The 18,489-nt window shown below is 32.9% G+C and carries 13 protein-coding genes; 12 read left to right on the plus strand and 1 reads right to left on the minus strand.

The window, feature by feature from the left end:
- Positions 1-78: 78 nt before the first annotated feature.
- Positions 79-657 carry a hypothetical protein gene (locus GCQ56_RS19885; RefSeq protein ID WP_152736295.1) on the minus strand — a complete coding sequence of 193 codons (579 nt, stop codon included), beginning with the start codon at positions 655-657 and terminating at the stop codon, positions 79-81.
- 334 nt (positions 658-991) lie between these two features.
- Between GCQ56_RS19885 and GCQ56_RS19890 the strand changes: the two genes are divergently transcribed.
- From GCQ56_RS19890 to GCQ56_RS19945, 12 genes are all read left to right on the plus strand, one after another.
- Positions 992-1,831: a hypothetical protein gene (locus tag GCQ56_RS19890; protein WP_152736296.1), complete on the plus strand. Its 840-nt coding sequence runs from the start codon at positions 992-994 to the stop codon at positions 1,829-1,831.
- 1,139 nt (positions 1,832-2,970) lie between these two features.
- Positions 2,971-3,897, plus strand: a complete 927-nt coding sequence (locus tag GCQ56_RS19895; RefSeq protein WP_152736297.1) for a hypothetical protein — start codon at positions 2,971-2,973, stop codon at positions 3,895-3,897.
- 432 nt (positions 3,898-4,329) lie between these two features.
- Positions 4,330-5,682 carry a TULIP family P47-like protein gene (locus tag GCQ56_RS19900; protein WP_152736298.1) on the plus strand — a complete coding sequence of 451 codons (1,353 nt, stop codon included), beginning with the start codon at positions 4,330-4,332 and terminating at the stop codon, positions 5,680-5,682.
- A 29-nt stretch (positions 5,683-5,711) separates the two neighbouring features.
- Complete coding sequence (locus GCQ56_RS19905) at positions 5,712-7,901, plus strand: TULIP family P47-like protein (RefSeq protein ID WP_152736299.1); 2,190 nt, start codon at positions 5,712-5,714, stop codon at positions 7,899-7,901.
- 4 nt (positions 7,902-7,905) lie between these two features.
- Positions 7,906-9,309, plus strand: coding sequence for a TULIP family P47-like protein (locus GCQ56_RS19910; protein ID WP_152736300.1), 1,404 nt, complete (start codon positions 7,906-7,908; stop codon positions 9,307-9,309).
- Positions 9,310-9,338: 29 nt separating this feature from the next.
- Positions 9,339-9,851: an inclusion body family protein gene (locus tag GCQ56_RS19915; protein ID WP_152736301.1), complete on the plus strand. Its 513-nt coding sequence runs from the start codon at positions 9,339-9,341 to the stop codon at positions 9,849-9,851.
- An 11-nt stretch (positions 9,852-9,862) separates the two neighbouring features.
- Complete coding sequence (locus GCQ56_RS19920) at positions 9,863-10,372, plus strand: AidA/PixA family protein (protein ID WP_152736302.1); 510 nt, start codon at positions 9,863-9,865, stop codon at positions 10,370-10,372.
- 11 nt (positions 10,373-10,383) lie between these two features.
- Positions 10,384-10,716, plus strand: coding sequence for a hypothetical protein (locus GCQ56_RS19925; protein WP_152736303.1), 333 nt, complete (start codon positions 10,384-10,386; stop codon positions 10,714-10,716).
- Positions 10,717-11,038: 322 nt separating this feature from the next.
- On the plus strand, positions 11,039-11,782 hold the full coding sequence (locus tag GCQ56_RS19930) for a DUF4230 domain-containing protein (RefSeq protein WP_152736304.1): 744 nt from the start codon (positions 11,039-11,041) through the stop codon (positions 11,780-11,782).
- Positions 11,783-12,255: 473 nt separating this feature from the next.
- Positions 12,256-16,098: a hypothetical protein gene (locus GCQ56_RS19935; RefSeq protein ID WP_152736305.1), complete on the plus strand. Its 3,843-nt coding sequence runs from the start codon at positions 12,256-12,258 to the stop codon at positions 16,096-16,098.
- A 289-nt stretch (positions 16,099-16,387) separates the two neighbouring features.
- On the plus strand, positions 16,388-17,374 hold the full coding sequence (locus GCQ56_RS19940) for an SMODS domain-containing nucleotidyltransferase (RefSeq protein ID WP_152736306.1): 987 nt from the start codon (positions 16,388-16,390) through the stop codon (positions 17,372-17,374).
- Between the two features lie 3 nt (positions 17,375-17,377).
- The gene (locus GCQ56_RS19945; protein WP_152736307.1) at positions 17,378-18,163 is read left to right on the plus strand and encodes a hypothetical protein; all 786 of its coding nucleotides are present in this window, start codon (positions 17,378-17,380) and stop codon (positions 18,161-18,163) included.
- Positions 18,164-18,489: the final 326 nt, after the last annotated feature.

Consider the following 18,489-nt stretch of genomic DNA (forward strand, 5'->3'; position numbering starts at 1 on the left):
ATTGTAAAAAGAGGATTTTCAATCTTGAAAATCCTCTTTTTGTATAATTCTTAAACAGCCTAAAGCAGTAATTGTGCCTTAAGGAACTGTGTTCATGATCACATACCAATCCCATTCATTCGGATCGCCAACACCTACACTTGGTGTGTAACGAAAAATGCCAATCTTTTTACCGCTTTTAAGATATCTTTTTACGATCGATAAATTATTGATGGAATTCCAAATCGATTCCAAAGGATAATCGACTCCTTCTTCAGGAAAGATGATTTGAAATTTATCATCAACAGGCGTATCTATTCGGGTATCCAACTCAAGAAATTTACCTGGAGCATAAATGTATTCAGGAAATTTACGCTTCCCTTTTCCTGCCCAAACAATCGACCCATCAAAAAGCAACTCTTCTTTTGGCTCATAGTACAAACTGATGTTACCAAAATCTCCTGGCGGATCGTAATCCACGCTTATGGGTATCTCCTCCGATTCGTTAAATTCTGAATGAAGGAACAATTCTATACCACCCTCAAAAACAAAATCGGTGTAATTTACCTGAAGTAAAATTACACTATTATGGTGTGCGTGATATAAATAATCATCGTCATTATCATCCAAACAAGAGGAGAGCAATCCAACCAATAAAATAAACATCCACTTCTTCATCGCTTCTAAATTTTAGATTTACCGATCTAAAAACCACAAAATTAATACCAGATTAGCAATTGATTTGTCGGTTTTTGGATTCTTTCTTTTATTGGCAGATGAAGAAAAGGGGATTTGGTTGCTTTCAAGGACTTGAATATTATTTTCGATTAAGAATCAAGAAGAGGAATTACAACATTTTGATTATCACATCTCAAAATTTACAGAGACTATTTCTTTTCAATTGGAATGATATTAAAAAGGATTTGTAAAACAATAATAATATTAATTCTCAGTTAATTATCTTTGAAAAAGTGTATGGAATTCTTAAACTGATTTTTTTACGATGATAGAAATGAAATCTAAGAAAATTTTAATATTTGTTTTCCTTATTATATCCACAACGCTTTGTGCTCAGAAAGAACATGGGATATGGGAGGTTAAAGAAGGAAGAGTGATTGGGAACGACTCAGCAAACTTTTCAATGGCTGAAGATTATTGGCAGACGATACATCACATTTTACCTTCCGATTTAATCGACAAGTATATTGTTTCGCTAAGGCTATTTACAGATGGTATTGATAAGGATATGGGTGGAATAAATCAGATGGATAAGACCGTTGAGTATTGGCAATTCGACCTGGATACAGAAGATATGGATCTATTGACAAGTGATTCAATAAAAATACTCAATTACACTCATACCTTGATACATGAGTTTGGTCATTTACTGACTTTAAATTCGACCCAAATTGAACTTACTGATGATAACTATCAATCCGAAGGAAAAGGATATTTAACAGATGAAGGATATGCACGCAAAAGCAGTTATCTGAATTTGTTTGTAAAACAATTTTGGAAGCCAGCTATATTAAAAGAATGGGATAGAATAAACAGGAAGAAAAATGAATCAAAGAGAATTGATTTCTTGTATGATTTTTACTTGTTACGTCCTAATGAATTTGTAACAGATTATGCAGCTGAAAGTCCTGAAGAGGATATTGCGGAATCCTGGACATTTTTTGTTTTAACAGATAAACCTCTACCCACTTCAATAAAATATCAAAAGCTTGAGTTTTTCTATCAGTTTCCAGAATTAATTGCTTATCGGGAATTGATCAGAAAAAGAATAAAATTTATACCTGAACTATATCTCGAAAATTATAAAAATCCGGACACAAGTCCCAAAAGATAAGCAAGCAGTTATTGGTAGAGTTAAATATGTAATTTCAGATACCGATGAGGCGATTTTAAACAGTGTTCTAAAACGTCATTCCATTTAAGAATTAGGTGTCATTTTAATTGAATTGTGCACAATAGAATAAAGAGACTGAACCCTGAATTGGGTCAGTCTCTTTTTGTTGTAATGATGGGTGAGATGTAGGTGAAAAATACTTTTTAAAGTAAACAATACACATTTTCCGTCTTTGCACCTCAGTATCAAATAGTGATAGATATCCTGATTAAAGAATTAATTGTGGTGAAAATAATATTTTTATAAAAAAAAGATATATAGCTAAAAATATCTTCTAGCATTGGAAAATACTAGCAGTTCGATGTGTTATGAATGGCTATTTTTACATGATAAGCAAACGTTATTTATATATTAATGCATTTTTCATTTGGAAATTAAAGAAATTTTTCCTTAACTTTATTTAAACAATTCAAGCAATTGATTACTTGAGGAATAGATCGCAAGTAGAATCTTACTTTACTTAATCCACTAAATACTTTTAAGATCACCTGATCGAAGTATTTTACATTTGCTAAATCACTCCCTCGATTCCGATGACTATCGGAGCTTCGAGTTAGCAATATTCTATATCATATTTATATCATTTGAATGAATTGTAAGCCAATTTAAATTTTTTACAAATGGACACTCATGTTTCCCAAAAGGAAACAATCACTTTCCGAGAGCTTGAAAATCAGAAATTAATGGAAACAAATTCAACACGAAAGCTGCCATATCAAAAAATAATGGAAACAAATAGGTTTGGAATGTTACCAAATGGAATAATATTCAAAACAAATCCATTTTGAAAGTCGGCATATTGGAAAATAATGGAAACAGATCGATTTGGAGAGTTTCCATATTGAAAAATTTTAGAGCCCTAAAACAGAATGATGAATGAAAATTAGTAAACTTTTTATTGGCCTGAAAGAGTTAAAATTCAATGCTTATAGCCCCTTTTAGCAAAAGAGTTAGAAGGAGAGTTAAATGTAGTAAGTAAATCAATTTTTAATATCCAATCGAGTTGTATGATTCACTCACAGTATGTATTGTCTAATGAAATTTGTAGTGTAGCATAACTCCTAAAAATCAAAAAAAACATGGATACTTCGATTAATTTAAAATTAGATTCTTATGTGCAAACCCAAAAGGCTTTGACTGAGAATGCAAGTATTTACGAAACCAATGTTACTACCAAAGCTCAGGTAGATCAATTTATTTTAGATTTGAATACCCTCTTAGGTTTGAGAGAAGAGGTAGATCAGCCCTTAAAATGGTTGATTGGCGAAAAGAATGCAACAAAAAAAGAGGTAAGAGCTAAGCTGTATCCTTTTTCCAATTCTTTGGTCTGTTATGCCAACAGTATATCCGATGGTGAGACCTTAGAAAAAGTTAGCATCTCTAAAAATTCTTTAAAGATTCTTAGCGAATTGGAGCTGATTGCTTTTTACAAGCAGAGCATCAGCATAGCCAGGGAGCACGTGGCAAGTTTGGAACCCTTTGGCATTACCGAAGCCAGTATAACTGCGCTAGAGACCGATGGCAAAGCCTTTGAACAAAAGCGTACCGATCTGATTGTATTGAGAGAAGATAAGGCCAATGCCAAACAAGATTTTAAGATTGTACAGAAGAAGATCAATCAGCTTTTGAACAACAAACTGGATTATAGTATAGAGAATCTGCGCGCTACCAATGTAGATTTTGTGAATTACTATTTTGCAGCCCGACAAAAAGCCAAAGGAGTACAGCGCCATTACGATGTGCTGGGCTATTTAAAAGATAAAGCTACGGGCGAATCAATTTCTTTGGGCAAGGTATCGGTGGAAGGTATCGATTTAGCTACCCACATTACCAAGAATGGCGCTTTTAGATTCAGACATTTTCCTGAGGGGGAACACCGACTGATTATTGAAAATATCAATTACAAAATCCTATACGTGCCAATTCGTCGCTATGCATCGGAGCGAAGCAAATTTCATTTGGAAATGGAAGCCATTCCTCTAGAGGTAGCAAGCCCGGTGGAATAATACCATTTAAATTTCGAAGTGAGCTTAAGTGAAACTGTGAAATATTAAATTGAAATGCCGATATATAATTAGTTAGGGGTTTGGAGTAATACGAACAAATGGCTTCTACTAATTAATTTTCGGTATAGAATTGAAAAAAGGTCTTTGTTTGCTTCCATCTCTTGTAAGTTGAATTGTTTAAGAAAGAAGCAATCAAAACCAAGCTGTGGTAGGAGTGCCACAGCTTTATTCCACAGATCTTAACTATATAGATCTATTTTGTTTTTATGTTTTTCAACCTACAAATGTTTGAACAAGAAAAAGAATTAATAGAAACGTGAGCCTTTTGGGCTTAATGTTTATAAAATAATTGTACAGGGGGGCGCATGTGCGAATGCCTGTAAATAAAAATTACACAAGTATCCGATATAAATATGACAAAATATTAACACTATGAGAACTTATGGCTACGACTACTCATTTGCAATTTCTATAGATGAAGTCAACAAAATACTAATCGATAATCTTAAGAATGTAGATCTCGAGTTAAAATACTGTGGTGAAGATTCCCAAAGCGGTTCAACCATAACATTAGACGCTAAATTTGATCCTTGGCAAATTATTAAAGGGGGACAAAACTCTTTGCTTCGTTATTCAATGCCTGTTGAGGATGGATATTTATCTATTGAAGGTCCAATTACTAAAAGTTATGATTTAACCAATGTTACTATACTGATTGAGGTAACACTGGGGTGGTTAGGCTCTAGTGATCGTCAAGAAACACAAGGGAGTAAGGATATTACTAAATTGATTTTTTCTCCAACAGACACTAAAGATCCTAAAAATCCGGGTTATGTTGCTGTTGTTAATATTCTAGATCCAGATAAGCAATTAGATACTATTGGACTAGGGCTACTAAGAAACTATACTTCCAATATTCTATTTGAGAATAAAGACAAGATGAACTACATTTTTGCTGATGTTTTTCCAAAACCAAAAAATGTAAGTTCTTGGTTAGATCCATATAAATGGATCTACTACTATAGTACTGGAGAATCCTATGATGCCTTATGCTTCTTATGTACGCTAACAGATAAAGTCTTACCTTCTAATCCAGCCTTTGATTCTGCTGCCTTAGTTAAAGATAGTAATGCAAATATTCTTATATCTCAAGAATCCTTTTTCAACAATGTGGTACTTCCTTCGGTTAAAAGTACATTCTCTGGAGGTAAGTTTTCTTTAAGTGTTAGTGTCGATGAAAGTTGTACAATAAAAAATAGTGAGGATTTTAACGTAAAAACAGATGAAGGAACCATTACAGCGGATTCTTTAAAACTAACCACTAGTGACGATGGCAACGGATTAAAAACGAAAACATCGGGAGGTGGTTCACTTAAGTTTTTCTTTGGATTAGCAAAACTTCCTAACGCAAGTTATTCTTGGAGTTGTGAAGACATCAATCCTTTGCTCTACACAAACGATCAAATTACTTTTTCAAAAGATAAAAATCCAGTTACTCATCACGATCAAAGCATACCATGGTATGACTGGACCTTATTAGTAGCTGTAGGGATTACCTCGTTACCAGGATTGATATCCGTTATTGTTGACAGTATTAATGATTTTTCTGATCAAGTAAATGATGTAGGTATTGGCAATATTAATAGCAATCTGGATAAAGCTATTTCTAACTCTGTAGTTAATCTAGCCAACTTAATTGATTGGTCTACTAAGGATGGACAACAATTTACTTCAAATAATGCAGGGCTAAATGGAGCTCTTTATGTGCATGGAAATTTAATCTGAATATTAATAATACTTAAAAGAAGAAAATTATGAGTACAACATTAGTGAATACAGGAACCACTCCTGTTCCAGAAGTCGTAAAAGAATTACCTGTAAATAAAAATGCTGACACCAATGATTGGGATACAGTCTTTGCCATTCGTTTCAACGATGCTAACATCGCTATTACAAACAATTGGTCGAAAGTAGATGATAAAGCTAAAAACCTATCACAAGCAGCTAGTGACGCTCCTTCTTACAAGATAGATGGTGTATTAGGACCTTGGCAATTAACAGTTGGAGGTGATGGTAAAAACATTAGAATGACCTGCCCGTTTGTCAGTGGAACATACAACGCAGGAGCTTCAAAATGTTATGATGTAAAAGGTTACGAAGTGATTATAGAAGTAGGAATGGAATGGGTGCCTAATCCAGATCAATTTGCATTTTCAGTTGGAGGAAATGATGAGGTAAATACCATTAAGACTGATTTAAACAAAAGCGTTTTAAATCAAACTTTAATTACTGAGTTTAAGAAAAATGGGAAAACAATATCATCTGCGGCTAAAGTAACCATTATTAATGCCAATGAAGATTGGTTAATTACAGAAGGCAAAAACAACTACTATGTTTTTTACAATGTTGATAAGTACAAAGATGAATTTTTGCAGATTTATGAGTTTGAAGATACTTGGAAAAACAACTTACAACTTCTTGAAAATGCAGTAAGTTCAGAAGAGCCTGCAGTAGTTATTGTTACCATTAAAAATGATGAAACTGAAGGGATTGCAGCAGCTGTATTACCGCAACTTTTAAGCGAGTGGTTTAATACTAATATTGGAGAATTTAATCATGTTTTCAGCTCTTTAGATTTAAGTCCGGCATTATCAACTAAGACCAATTATGAATGGATTAAACCAACGGGAACTAGTTATGCAGTTACAGATAATGGAACATTGGATAATAGTGTTTTTGGTGTATTAACTATGACTCAAGGAAATACTTCTCCTTCAAGCCATCAAGTATCGCCAAATGCCATACCTAATAAAGATGATGGAACCAATGCTGGATTTTTGATAAGTGGAACGGCTTTCATGAAAAATATGATGCTTGCTGGTGCGACTACGGTGTTTAATAACGAACCAATGACCTCGTTTGACATTACAAATGATGGATTAACAGTTACCAACAACAAAAAATTAACTTGGGGAAGATTTAAAAAAGATGATTCTGTTAAGGCAACTGTATCGTCTAAATATGCTAGCCAATTAGACAATAATCAATTGCCTGATGGTATGGTAGATGATTTAAAAGGAAGATGGATTAATTTAGGACAAGGGTGTGGATATTGGGATCCTGGAATTATGGTTGAGGGATTTAGTGCATATAAAACCGCTAAAGGACTTAGTTGGTATTTATCTAGTTCAGATGGTAAAACGGAATACCTATTAGAGTTAGATGCAAATGATACAAGTAAAATAAACTTGTACGATTCCATGATATTTACCATTAAAGAGAGACAATTTAAGATGAGTTTGGATAATAGTTATTTAGAAATTCAATTCATTGATTTATTGTATCCGGAAAGCTGGGAGTATGATGTGCACATTAACTTTACAGAACAAGTTGCTATAGGTTTAAAAGAGATTAATGGGAAACAATTATTTTGGTTCGATAAGGTAACCAAAGATATGACCGTAAATGTTACAAAAACGAAAGCAGCAATTACTGCAGAAATTGTAGAGTCTTCAATTGTTGCCGTACTATGCCTTGTTGCCGTAGTAGCTCCATTAATTGATGGTTTAAGAGCGGCAGCAGCTGTAGGTGAAGTAACCGAGGAAGCTGGTTCTGCAGCTGTAAGTATTGAAGCTTTTTCAGAAGTTGATGAAGAAACTTCTTTAATCGATAGAGAAGCAAATGAGGCGGATGCCTTAGTTAACGGAACAGAGCAGGTTACAGGCAAATGGCCGGCTTTTAAAAATGCTTTTACCGCAACCAGATGGAAAGTTTTAGGTGGTATAGCTGCAGCTATTGGTGCTGGAGTGGCCACACAGGAGGCTATTGAAACTATTATGGAAGCAATGGCTAAAAGCGAATGGGAAAAGGTTCCAGGTTTTGATGAATTTGCCAATGACGTTATTGTGCCATATAGTTGGCCTGGAGTAGATTCGTACGATCTTAAAAATGCTCAATTAGCTTCTTCTTTACAAATTGGTTTAGAAACTCAAAAATCAAGTTAGTATCATGATTAGTAATAACGATACAGCTGTGTATACATTTGGTTGGGATACCTCTTTTGGTATTCCTGTACCAGATGCTAACAAAGCTATAATAGATAAGAAATCATCGCCTAAGAGTTTTAGTTATAGTGAAGCAAGTAGCTTTTCTTTGTCGGGTGACTTTAACGATTGGCAAATTTGCAAAGGAGGATCGGGTAAAAATATACGGTTTTCGATTCCTTTAGCAGATATAATTCTAACTTATGCCAGCAATGGGAATACAGTAAAATGTGATTCGGGTACAGCAATTATGGAGGTAAATATGCACTATGTGCCTCATGCAGAATCTTTAGCTGATGATGTAAAAGGCAATCCCAAAGCTTTAGTAGTTAAACATACGGGAACCGAAAGCCTGCCAGCTGCAGTTTTAGTTTCACTTATCTTGGATAAAGATGTGGGAACGGTTTCTAAAGCCATAATTGAAGAAGCTTTAAAAAAATGGTTAAATGAAAATTTACAAGAGTTTAACCATATTTTTAGCGTAGTAGACCTTAACAGAATGATAGATCAGGGCAAATGGGGATTTGTAACTCCAAATTATACTAGCTACGCTTTTCTTGACGGAAAAGACTTGGATTCAAGTATTCTCGGGGTTCTTACAATGACTGGCGATAGAACTGGTGATGATTTGGCAAATCAAATATCAAACGATATTATTCCTCAAAAGAGTCAAGCTGGCTTCTTGGTTTCTCAAAAGCGCACATTATCTGATTTAGTAAGACCAGCTATAGAGCAGGCTTATCCAGGATTGAATCAGGATAATTTCTTGCTCAATGACGCAGGTACTAAGCTTTATCTAAAAAATGGTATTTCTGTTGATATTCCCAAGGTAGAACACAATGGGTCGACTTATCAACCAGTTTTAAAACAATTGAGTGTAGAGTCTGACGGACAAATATTAACCTTGCAAAGTTATACCGAAACGGAAGTGATTCCTGGAATCACAGCACAATGTACAGCTACAAACTGGTATAAAATAGAATTGGGAACTTCTAAAAATGGACAAACTTTAAAATTTATAGAAGCACAACCTGCCGATATTCAACATACTATTCATAGGTCAGAAGGTTCTATTATAACCGAGGTTGTTATTGCAATTGTTGCTGCTATTGCCTTACTAATACTTACCATAGCTACCGATGGTGCCGCTTTAATTGTTGGTGGAATAATTATTGGACTTATTTTGGGGGCTGACACCATTGTGCCAGAGATTATTGAAGCTGTGAATACAGATGATTCCCCAGCGATTGACCTTTTAATAATCAATGCAGTTTCCCCCATAAAGTGGACAGATAGTTCTGATTTTAAGCTCGATTATGCAAGCTTGAATGTATCCATGCAATTAGGAGGAGATCCTTTGTTTATTTAAAACTTATACAAATTTAAATTTTTTAAAATATGTCAACTACTCAAGAAATTATTGATGTGCTGATAGCTGTAGATACAGAAACTATTATTAGCAATTACGGTTTAAATAAAGATCCTAACAATCCTGTACAAATAACGGATGCTTCTCTTATTTTTATGATTACAAAAAGAGATGATGCACTTTCTGGAAATGCAGGAACTGAGTTAGCTATTGGGGCAAAAACCTTAGATACAATTCGTTGGAGAGAAACATCACTTTCCTTAAACGCTACATATTCTGCTTTATTGTACAAATTTGTAGCTACAGCAGGAGGTGATTTAATATCTAATCCTATTCCTTTACTTGTAGAGGTTCAAACTCCTTTGCCAGATCCAAGCAATCCTACCATGCCTAAAACACAAACTATTGAATCTTATTTCTGGACTTCAACGGTTTTAAAGCCAGGTAGTGTAACATATCATTTCAATTTTATGATTTTAGACAGGGCAGGAAATGTTCAAGGTTACTACTGGTGGGATCCATATATTAAAATTACAGATTAATTACATGTTCTATGAGTAACTCAAATCAAAATATTGTTGATGTTTTAATGGTTATTGATGCGGATAGTTTAATTGAAAAATATCCTAAAGGAACCGAAAGTAATCCTACAGTAGTTCCAGCACCATTAATTTATCTGATTGCAGATTCTGAATTCGTTGACTTTGGTCAGGCTTCAAAAGAGCTTAAAATAGCGATTAAAAGCTTAGACCAAATTCGCTGGAGGTCAGCAACTACCTCTATGAATAGTAATTATTTTAGTCTTTTATATGATTTTAAATTGGTACATGGTAATCCAATTATATCTACTCCAATACCATTATTAGCTGAGGTGAAAACTCCATTGCCAAATATGGATGAACCATTACAACCAAAAATGCAAACAATTCAGAGTTATTTTTGGACATCAACAGCGCTTAGTAAAGGAGAGATAACTTATACGTTTTATTTTATGATCATAGATAGAGACAATAATCCTTTAGGATATTACTACTGGGATCCATTTATTAAAATTAGTGATTAAACGATTGTATTATGAATTTAGAAAAAAGAAAAATACAACTTAAAACTTCTGTAAATCATATAAAAAAAGGCAACAAAGAATTGGTGCATTTTACCTTTTTTTCAATGGGAGAAACTCTTCCTTCCATAGAAGCATATGACATTAAAAGTGATATTAAGAAAGAAAAATTGGAAAACTTTCTAAAGTATATGAAATCTATTGATAAAACCTTTTTTGCCTGGTTAGAAGCTGATGCGAAAAATACCATATTATTTGCAAACGATCCGTTAGAAGCATTAAAAAATGCAATTCCAGATTTAGATGAATCTGTTTTTACTGAATTACCTAAAGATTTATTTGTGTAGAATATGTTTGACTTTTTATCTTTTTGATTTACATCTTCCTAAAAGTTAGTGATTTCTTAAGGTTCTTGCTTTTAGGAAGATAATTGAGGTTTTGAAATCATTAACGGCAGGGTCACTTTGTATAAGTAATGATAGGAAATGAGTGAAGTGTTTTTCGTTTAATCTGTACAAAGTATTGACGTAATGAAAAAAAACTTGTTTGCTTTCATCTCTCGTAAGTTGAATTGTACTTGAGTGTAGCAAGCAAGACCAAGCTGTGGTAGGAGTGCCACAGCTTTTTTAAAGACAAAGTACCTATTGATTAATAATAAAACTTAAAAGCATGAAAATCATAAAATGGATAGTAGCATTGCTGGCAGTAATAGCAGGAATTGCTCTATTGTATAACTGTGAAGGAAGTAAAGAGCAGATAGGATTGGCAGGTTTGAAAAAAATCGTAAAAAAAAGAGAATTGCATTTGATTGAGTACAAATACAATGACATGATATTCTTATACAAAAATGATGATGCAAGGAAAAAATTACTAATGCTGGTAAAGTATCCTACTTCTGTTTCGGCTACAATTGATTTACAGAAGCTAAAAATTGATAGTATTTCCAAAAAAATCATCATTCCAATTCCAATCGTAAATCAGCCAGTGGTGAGTTTCGAAAAGGCTGAATTCATTAAAGTAAGAGATGGCTTTTTTCTAAGTTTTGGAGGCTCGAGAGAGAAATTGTTGACTGCCTTAAAAAATAGAGTAGCAGAGAGTCAAAAAAGAATAAAGAAAGAAGCCATTAACCTTGGAATTATTGGACAAACCAAAACTGAGGCAATGCATTTTGTTGAAGATATCTTATTGGGCTTTAACCTGGATGAAATCTATGAGGTGAGCTTTGAAGAAGAAAAGACTGCCCCAGTAATAAATAAAGAGGTTTTAGGTGCTAGTTCTGATGCAATTACAATCAAGAAAGGAACACAAGCTTTACCGACTATGAAGACCTTAGATAACTTTGGTGTAAATGAAATAACATTACCCAACTCCTCAATTGAAGTAGACTCGGAACTGGAGGCTATCATCAATTAGGCATTGAAAGGAATAGGAAGAAATTGGTTGTTCTATGCTCTCGTAAGGGTTGAATTGTATAATAAAGGAACAAACAAAACCAAGCTGTGGTAGGAGTGCCACAGCTTTTTTATATTCTCTGGCAATTATGTAGACTTATTCTATTTTATGTTCGCTGCTAGTTTTACCTCTTTTGATTTTATTGTTTGCTATTTGTTTTTCATAAATTTGATAGCCCAGATATTCAACTTGCGTTTATAACACTTATGTGGAGGTATAAACACAATAGAATAAATGAATAACGGTAAAATAAACACAACTTTATTAAGCTAACAAACAAGTTAGCGTTCATGCAAGGAGACCGAGACAACATACTTAGAACTATGAAAACCCAACGCACAAATAGCACATTTGCAAGCTCCAACACACAGGCTGATTCTTCAGCTTGCAAAAGAGCTATTTTTTATCTGACCCACAAAACCACAGAGAAATAAATGGAACCTGCTACTTCTAAAATATTAATAACTCTTGGATTAAAGGTTGTTACCCCTGTATTGAAACTTGCTAAAAGTAAATTAGAAAAAGATTTATTTATCTATACAATTCTCAGAAATAAGAATATTAAAACAACAGTAGATTCAGATTTTAATTCTGTTTATTTGGAAACGTTATATCAACTAATTTCTGTACAAGAGAAGAGCAAAAAGATTATTGCATTATTTGAGATTGATGAAGTTAAAAAGGCACTTAATGAAGAGGTTTATAAAAACAACAATTGGACATTTAAAGTAAATTTAGATTCAAACCTTCATACAAACCCCAATTTAAGGCAGCTTAAAAATATTACAATAGACCTGGATAAAGAAATTGAAGATTTTAAAAAAGTTTTTAAAGAGATAATCAATACAACCCGTGAGCCAAAGGAAGTAGAACAATACGAGACTATAAAAAAGATAAAGGAAGAAGTAAGTGAATTAATCGACACAAAAGGGTTGAACACAAAGTTTAAGACTGATGTAGAAATTAGCAATCAAATCTTGTTTTCAAAATCAGAAATTCAACCACTATCTGAGCACATTTCTAAAAGAGATGGTCTGATTGACTCACTATTTGAGAAATATACAACAAATGGATGGATAGCAATAGATGGGAGTATTTCAACTGGTAAATCACAATTATCGGTACTCATGTCTCAAAAAGTTAGTTCGAATATTTTTTGGATAAATCTTAGAGAGTTTACATCCACAAGTTTCCTCATAAAGATTTTTACAGATTTGTCTGCTTTTGTTTCTGTTTCTAGTAAAAACGAACTTGACTCTTGGTTATCTGCAATTTTTGATAAAATTGAAAGTGGTTCTCTAATTGTACTGGATGATTTACCAAAGTTAGATTTTCGTTCTCAAGCATTTAGTCGATTTATTTCCTTCCTAAAAGTATGTAAAGAGAAAAATATTTTATTGCTATCTACTAGTAATTTTGAATTACCTATTCAGATTAAGGACTATATAAATGATGGTTATATACATTCTCTTAAATTACCCTTTTTGCTTGTAGAAGATGTTTATGAGGTAATTCTATCTTATGGTGTACTTCCAGAGAAAGCAGACCAATACAAAACTTTAGTTCATTCATTGTCAACAGGTCATCCTATAATTGTTAAAGCGATTTGCGAATATTTAGTACAAATCAATTGGGAACTGTCCTCAGATGAACTTTCAGTGATATTTAGTGGTGATTATTCTTTGGAATTGAATGAATCAACCTATGATATTTTAACCAAAACAGTTGCTGACGAAACTACTCGAAATTTACTTTATAGATTAAATGTTTTTATTGGTTCATTTACAATTGATGAAGTAAGACTAATCGGTGATTGTTCTCCTGAAATCTCAAACTTGATTGAACGTTTTAATAGTTCCGTAGGAATATGGATTCAAAAAAGAGATTCTTCAAGATTTGAAGTGTCACCATTGCTAAAAAAACTAAAAACAAGAGATTTAAGTAAGAGCCTAGAAAAACAATTAAATTACACTTTAGGTAAAAATATTCTTGACAAGAAAAGTTTAAACCAATTCGATGCCCAAAAGGCTATCACTTATTTTATAGCTGCAAAATCATTTAATGATGCGGGTTTTGTTTTAACATTAGTTTTAAACGAAGCCCTCAAAAATCCAGTACCATATTTTGAGTGGGGAATAAATTTATACTGGTATACAACAAAGCTTCCTGATGAAATGGATTTGACACTACAGTTGTATATTAGAACATTGCAAATAACTCTTAATAGCAAAAAAGATAATAATCTTTCATTCTTAGTTGATGATTTAGAAAATATTTGCTCAGTTGCATCTAAAAAAGGTATTAACGTAGGACCAGCTTATCTACTTCTTTCAACTCACTATTCCGCTATTAATTCTAAAAAAGCATTAAACTTTCTAATGACGGGTAACGACCAATACAATGCTTTAATCCAAACATATGGTGATAAAGAAGGATTGAAATTGGAGAATAACTTCGAGGCAATGATATGGGCTGCAGTTGTTAGCATAGATTCAATTGAAAGTATTGACCATTGGTTCAGCACGATATCAGGTTTAACAGAAGAGCAACTACAGACAATTCGAGATTCTGAAAATATAGATTTTGGGTCGATATTTATATTTAAAAATCTTAGAGAAAAAGAGGAGAAGAAAGACGAAAAAGACCAAAACTGGTTTGAACTAATTGACATTTTTAAACATATTCAGGAACAGGCAAAAGCTTTAAATCTTGAATTAATAAATGCAAATGCAATTAGATATATCATTAATATTTATAGTGAAAGACTAGATGCAATTGATGATGCATTGAGCTATGCAAAAGAATTTATCGATACTATTTCTGACAATAAAACTGCGTATTTTCTTATAAATGATGCAATTGGGAGACAACTATTTTATTTTAATAGAATTGATGAAGCAACACCATATATTGCAACAGCCGTGGATATTGAGGTCGATGAATTTTACACTGAAAAATTAGACACATATCTTGTTATTAGTCAAATATTAGGAATCAAAGACTCAAAAATCGCTCTTCATTATTCTTCGAAAGCAAATGAGTTTGCAAAGGAGAATGAATTCACAAGCGATATATTACAAGCAAAAGTTATTGGTGAATTAGCTACATCCTATTTTTTAGATGGGGATATGAAAAATGCCATTTACAAGCTTGAAAAGGGTTACCAAATTCTACTTGATAGTTATAATGTTAGCCCAGAGTTTCATGTTACAATAATGAGGTATGGACATGTCTTGAATTATTGGAAAGAGATATACTTTAAAGGCAAACCACCAGAGAAAGATATGTTAGGTGGTGATTATGAAGTGCCTAAAAGAGGCATGTTTCTGTCTCACTACAAAAATGATTTAGTTGAAGAGTATTACTTTGCGGAAAGACGTTTTATAGTTTCACTATTGTTTCTGAATTGTTTTGAGGCATTCGGGGATTTAGAGTTGTCAAAAAAATGGGCAAACAATAATATTTTAATTTCAAATTCATTTGATTTTAATTATTTCTCATTAATGCTCAACTATTCAATACCTTATTTGATAATTGACAAGAAATATGTAGAGGCAATTAATCTTCAATTTAGAATTATTAGTGACACTAATAAATTGGCTGAAGAGGATTATGACCATGAAAGACTTTCAAAGAATGAGTTCTTAAAAAGTATTATTGAAGATAGACCTAAACAAAAGATTAAGGAATTTGATGAGCCTATAATTGAACACGTTTTTATTCCAATATTATTGAATTATGTAGCGAGTTATTCAGATGACTTAAAACAATTTACTGATAACATTAGCGAATTAAGTATAATATTAGATGAACTCAAATCAATTTTTCGTGATAAGGCTATTGTTGATTCACTTGAAAACATTTTTAATCTAATATCGACAGGTGAAAATAAATCGCAAGCAATTCTGGAAACGAGTGATAATTATAAAGGAGACTTTGAATCAGCATTAAAATTAATTTGCTATTTGTTTAATGCTGTTTATAGCGAAGATTTGGAAGCTTTTAAATATCATTTTGCCATAGTGAATAGATTAACTACAGTAAACAACAATTCAAAAGGAACATTTAATTTTATAATAATACCTTTTTTCAAAAATTTTTGGTTTAATCGGATTGAAAAGAAAGGTAGCCAAAACAAGGATTTTTGGGATAAAAAAAGTAAACCATATTATGAATCTGTTGCTTCTGATAATAAAGTTAAATGTTTGTTTAAGATTATATCACATCATCTTGATTATGAAACAACATCAAAAGAAGACGGGTGGATGGATTTTTAAAATACGTCAAGCACATTGTCTGGTCACACAAGCTAACACTCAACCAAAACCAGCCAAAGAGCTTGCCTTGCCAACTCACGGATTGATAATGATGAATAAAGCAAGAAACGCTAACACTGTATATACAAAATGGGCGAGATAGTAGTAAATTCAAGAGTTGTAGTCCGCTTTAAATTTTCACGGTTTGATAAGTTTGAAGCCCGCAATCGCCCACATTTGCATATACTTGTCCGTTGGCGTGCATTAAACCCGACCAAATAACATATCGACATTAATATAGAAAAACTAAATGGCAACAACAGTAAACTCCGCATTTGATGAATTTAATAAGGATATTGTCAACTTGCTTAAAGACAGGACTGATAAAGCTAGAACTAGCAGAGAATGGCTCTTAACACAGCTAAATGGATTAGATTCGAAAGAGGATTTAGATTTCCCTTTCAAATATGATTCAATGCATATAAACTTTGGCTCTTTTCAGCGTAGAACAAAAATTAGGGAGTTAGATGATATTGATTTGATGTTTTGTTTTACAGCAAATGGAGCTTCGTACACTCTATATCCGAATAATATATATCATATAAACACACCCAATGCAGGTCAAAGGTTAAAAAACTTATCAGACTCTGATGTTTTGAACTCTAGACGTGTTGTTAATAAAGTAAAAAATTCGCTATCACAGATTAGCCAATATAAATCAGCAGAATTGCATAGCAGAGGTGAAGCAGCTACTCTGTCACTTAGTTCTTATGAATGGGTATTTGATATTGTACCTTGTTTCTATACAGATACAGGATTATACTTAATTCCTGATGGAAATGGAAACTGGAAACCAACTGACCCAAGAATTGACCAAGATAGAGTAACAACCGCTAATCAAAATAAAGATGGAAGATTATTGCAATTAATTCGAATACTAAAGTATTGGAATAGAAGAAACTCTTCCTATACAATTGGGTCTTATCTTTTTGAAAATATAGTAATTAACTTTGCTAATGCTAAATCCGAACTGAGTAAATGGATAGACTATGATATTAGAAGCTTTTTTCTCTATCTAAAGTCGGCTATTTGGAATTCAGTAAATGACCCTAAAGGATTTCAAGGAGACTTGAATGGTTTTTCATTTTCTGAAAAACAATCAATTTCTCAAAAAGCAGATTGGGCATATCAGAAAGCAGATGAAGCTATAAAAGCTGAAGTTGATGACAAAGACGTAGAGAAATCCATTAATAAATGGAGAGAAATATTTGGCGATGATTTTCCTAAATACGAGTAAGTTATGACAAGAATTGTTCCTTTTGACCCAACATATGAAGTTATCAGAAAAATTGAAAAAGCTGCTTTTGCTTTATTGATTGTATCTGCTTCGATTATTGCTATTAATTGGTCTTTAACAAAGTATTTAGACGCATCTATCTTGAATAATTATTTAGGTCTTCTTGATGTTGGAAAAACAATCAGTTATGTATCTATGGTTGGGTACATATTGATGTCTCTACTAGCTAGGATTCTATTTCAATCTGTAGAAAAGAAGAAAAGAAATGATTTGATTGATAATTCCTTTGGTACAACTTATTGCGATGAGAATTCTACAGGCTATTACAATAATGAAGAAATTAATAATGGAATAAAAAAACTTGCACTTAATTCTTACGAAAGTTCTTTTCATACAGAAAACACTTTAAAAAGAATGATTTATAAAAATCTTATAATTCTTGTTGTTTTGAGTGTGCCTTTTTTACTTTCAATATTTTCCGTGAGCGGAAGTAATATTGTTAGACTGCTTTTTGAAATAAGTATCCCTTTGATAATGATTTCACAGTTTATAGTGCTAATTATATATTACTTATACGTTTTGAGTATCAATGAAAGATTTAAAATTGAATTGACGAATATTGGAAGTAGAGAAATTGTTGAATCAGATATTCCCAAACTCCTGATTCCAATTATGGAATATTACAATACAAAATCTTGGGCTAATACGAATTTGGATTCAAAGATTTTTAATAAATATAATGCATCGGTTTCTCAAAATTGGGAAAGAAGAAAAGCAACATTTAATTAAATAACGACACGCCAACATTTTGTATAAGTAATGGCAGGGTAAGTGCCAAATTTCAAGGTTTGTATCCCGCTCAAACTGCGTAGCGGTTTGACAGGAAACTACCACGCAATCTGCTACTACCCATAGTGTGCCAAGAAGCAGCACGTCGGCATAAAATAGTGCTGCATGCTTTATTTGAGATGGAGGAAAGCATTTGTAGGCTTGACCCACCGATGTCGTTTTACAGGAGGGGGCATCAATTGGAGCGAAGCGGAAATCATGAGTACCAATAAGTATTATCATTATACGAACTAAACCACCCAAAGGTGCTGTGGTAAAGAGTCATG

Source organism: Marinifilum sp. N1E240 (assembly GCF_009295825.1).
Lineage (GTDB): Bacteria > Bacteroidota > Bacteroidia > Bacteroidales > Marinifilaceae > Marinifilum_A > Marinifilum_A sediminis.